The sequence below is a fragment of the Algoriphagus sp. genome (assembly GCF_024642405.1).
Classification (GTDB): Bacteria; Bacteroidota; Bacteroidia; order Cytophagales; family Cyclobacteriaceae; genus Algoriphagus.
Genome location: NZ_JAHEBC010000116.1, coordinates 8,657 through 11,303 on the forward strand (window position 1 = coordinate 8,657; position 2,647 = coordinate 11,303).

Genomic DNA, 2,647 nt, shown 5'->3' on the forward strand with positions numbered 1-2,647 from the left:
AAAATAACTAAACCTATTTTAATCATAGATTTCTTATTTAGATATTTCGAAAGAATGAATTAAGGTTTGGTACAATTCAGCATTTTGAAAATGATTTTTTTAATCTGATCAAATAATTGCAAATTATAATCATTACGGTTTTAAAGTGAAGACAATAGATGACTCAAAGCCCTCTTTTACTATTTTTTATTTTCAATTTAATGTTCCAGAATCAGGAACAAATCGAGATCAAAAAGACTGATTACTTAGCAAAAGAAAAAACTAGAGTTATTCGTCTAGCTGAGGAGTATTATTCTTTAAAACCCATTACAGTAACTTCAGAAACCAGTCCTAGAAGTGCTGGCGGGAACCATGATTTTTATTCAGAGGGAGATTATTGGTGGCCTGATCCAGACAATCCAGAAGGGCCTTATATCCAACGGGATGGTCTTACGAATCCAGATAATTTCACAGCCCACCGCGAGGCAATGATCAGATTTAGCCAAATTTCTGGTGCCTTTGCCTCAGCCTATTTGGTGACTCAGGAAGAAAAATACCTAGAAGCATTGTTACCTCATCTAAATGCTTGGTTTGTTGACAAAGAAACCAAAATGAATCCAAATCTACTTTATGGACAAGCTATTAAAGGTAGAGCTACTGGACGTGGAATTGGGATTATTGATACTATTCAACTTATTGACGTCGCCAAGGCTATTGAGGTACTTGAAGAATCTGGCTTAGTCCCCACTTCCCAAATCCAACCCATCAAAGATTGGTTTAGTGAATATTTAACATGGATCACAACTCATCCTTACGGAATAGATGAACGGGATCATGGAAATAATCATAGCATTTGCTGGGCAATGCAGGCAGCAGTTTTTGCAAATCTTGTCGGAAATCAAGAAGTATTGGAGTATTGTAAAGAAATGTATAAAACGGTTCTTCTGCCAAAACAAATGGCGACAGATGGAAGCTTTCCACAAGAACTAAAGCGAACCAAACCATATGGATATTCACTTTTCACACTGGATGCCATGGCCACACTTTGTCAGGTCTTTCAAGATAATAGGGATAACCTATTTACTTATCAAACTAGTGACGGTAAATCCATCGCTTTAGGTGTTTCATTTTTATATCCTTTTGTAAATGATAAATCTACCTGGCCTTATCATGAAGATGTGATGTATTGGGATAAATGGCCTGTTCGACATTCATTTCTTCTTTTTGCAGGGATTGCATATAACCAAGAAAAATACTTGCTGCTATGGGAAAGGCTAGATTCTGATTTCGAAACACCCGAAATCGTCCGAAATATGCCTTTACGCTTCCCTCTTCTATGGCTTGATAAAGAGAAAAATTAATTCTAAAAATGAAAATTCATACTCTAATTTTATTCTGCCTATTCTCTTGCTATTTATCTGCTTTTAGTCAAACGAAAAATCCTTCAAAAAAAATATCAGAAGAGGATTCTTTAAAAATTATTCGCTCAGGAATAGTTTTCTACAGCGATTTTGGTGCCAAAGGAGATGGTAAAACAGATGATATGGAGGCAATTTCAGCTGCACATTCATTTGCAAATAAGGAGAACCTAAAAGTGAAGGCAGAGGATGGGGCGACTTATTATATTGGAGGAAAAGACCTGACTGCTTTTATCCAAACAGATACAGATTTTGGGACAGCCTCTTTTATTATCGATGATACAGAAGTTGAAAATAGGAATGCACCTATTTTTCTGGTCAGTTCAAATAAAGAATCATATGAACTAGAATCAATATCATCATTGAAAAGAAATCAGAAGAAACTCAACCTGACATTTCCTGGACCTACTTTGGTAAGTGTGACCAATTCCAATGAAATGAAATACATCCGCTTTGGATTGAACCAAAATAATGGAGCTCCTCAAACAGATATTTTTTTGGTAGATAAAGATGGTAAGGTGGATAAGGAAACTCCGATAATTTGGGATTTTGACCAAATTACAGAAATAACCGCACTCCCAATCGACGAAAAGACGCTTACAATCTCTGGTGGAATATTTACAACAATTGCCAATAAAGAGGAATCCAAATACAATTATTATAGCCGAAATATTACTATCAAACGCTCTAATGTGATTATTGAAAAATTAGAGCATCGCATCACAGGAGAGGGGGAACAAGGCGCTCCTTATGGTGGGTTCCTTAATATTAGAGAATGCGCTTATGTGACGGTAAAGAACACCATTCTAACTGGTCATAAAACTTACCAGACCATAGGCGCGGCAGGAAAGCCAGTCTCCATGGGAAGCTATGATATTTCGGTAGGTCGAGCACTGAACGTATCCTTTATAAATTGCAGTCAGACAAACGATATTGATGACAGTATGTTTTGGGGAATTATGGGCTCCAACTACTGTAAAAATCTATTATATGACAATTGCACTCTATCCAGATTTGATGCTCACATGGGTGTAGCGAATGCTACAATCCGGAATTCAACTATGGGCCATATGGGAATCAATGCTATTGGAAGTGGGACTTTAACTGTTGAAAACTCTACAATCCGTGGCAGAAGTATAATCAATTTGCGCTCAGATTATGGAAGTACTTGGCAAGGGAATCTAATTATACGAGACTGTACATTTATACCCCAAGGAGGAAAAACTGCTGTACCTAACTTGATTAGCGGA

2 protein-coding genes are annotated in these 2,647 nt (G+C 36.8%); both read left to right on the forward strand.

Going from position 1 to position 2,647, the window contains the following annotated elements:
* Positions 1 to 200 precede the first annotated feature (200 nt).
* Positions 201 to 1,340 (forward strand): alginate lyase family protein, encoded by a 1,140-nt coding sequence (locus Q0L68_RS10520; RefSeq protein ID WP_296702666.1) that lies wholly within the window; start codon positions 201 to 203, stop codon positions 1,338 to 1,340.
* 8 nt (positions 1,341 to 1,348) lie between these two features.
* A partial coding sequence (locus tag Q0L68_RS10525) for a hypothetical protein (protein ID WP_296702669.1) occupies positions 1,349 to 2,647 on the forward strand: 1,299 nt, incomplete at its 3' end.

Bases quoted from the DNA above. Each gene is read 5' to 3' on its own strand.
- Q0L68_RS10520 (WP_296702666.1), top strand. From the start codon at position 201: ATGTTCCAGAATCAGGAACAAATCGAGATCAAAAAGACTGATTACTTA.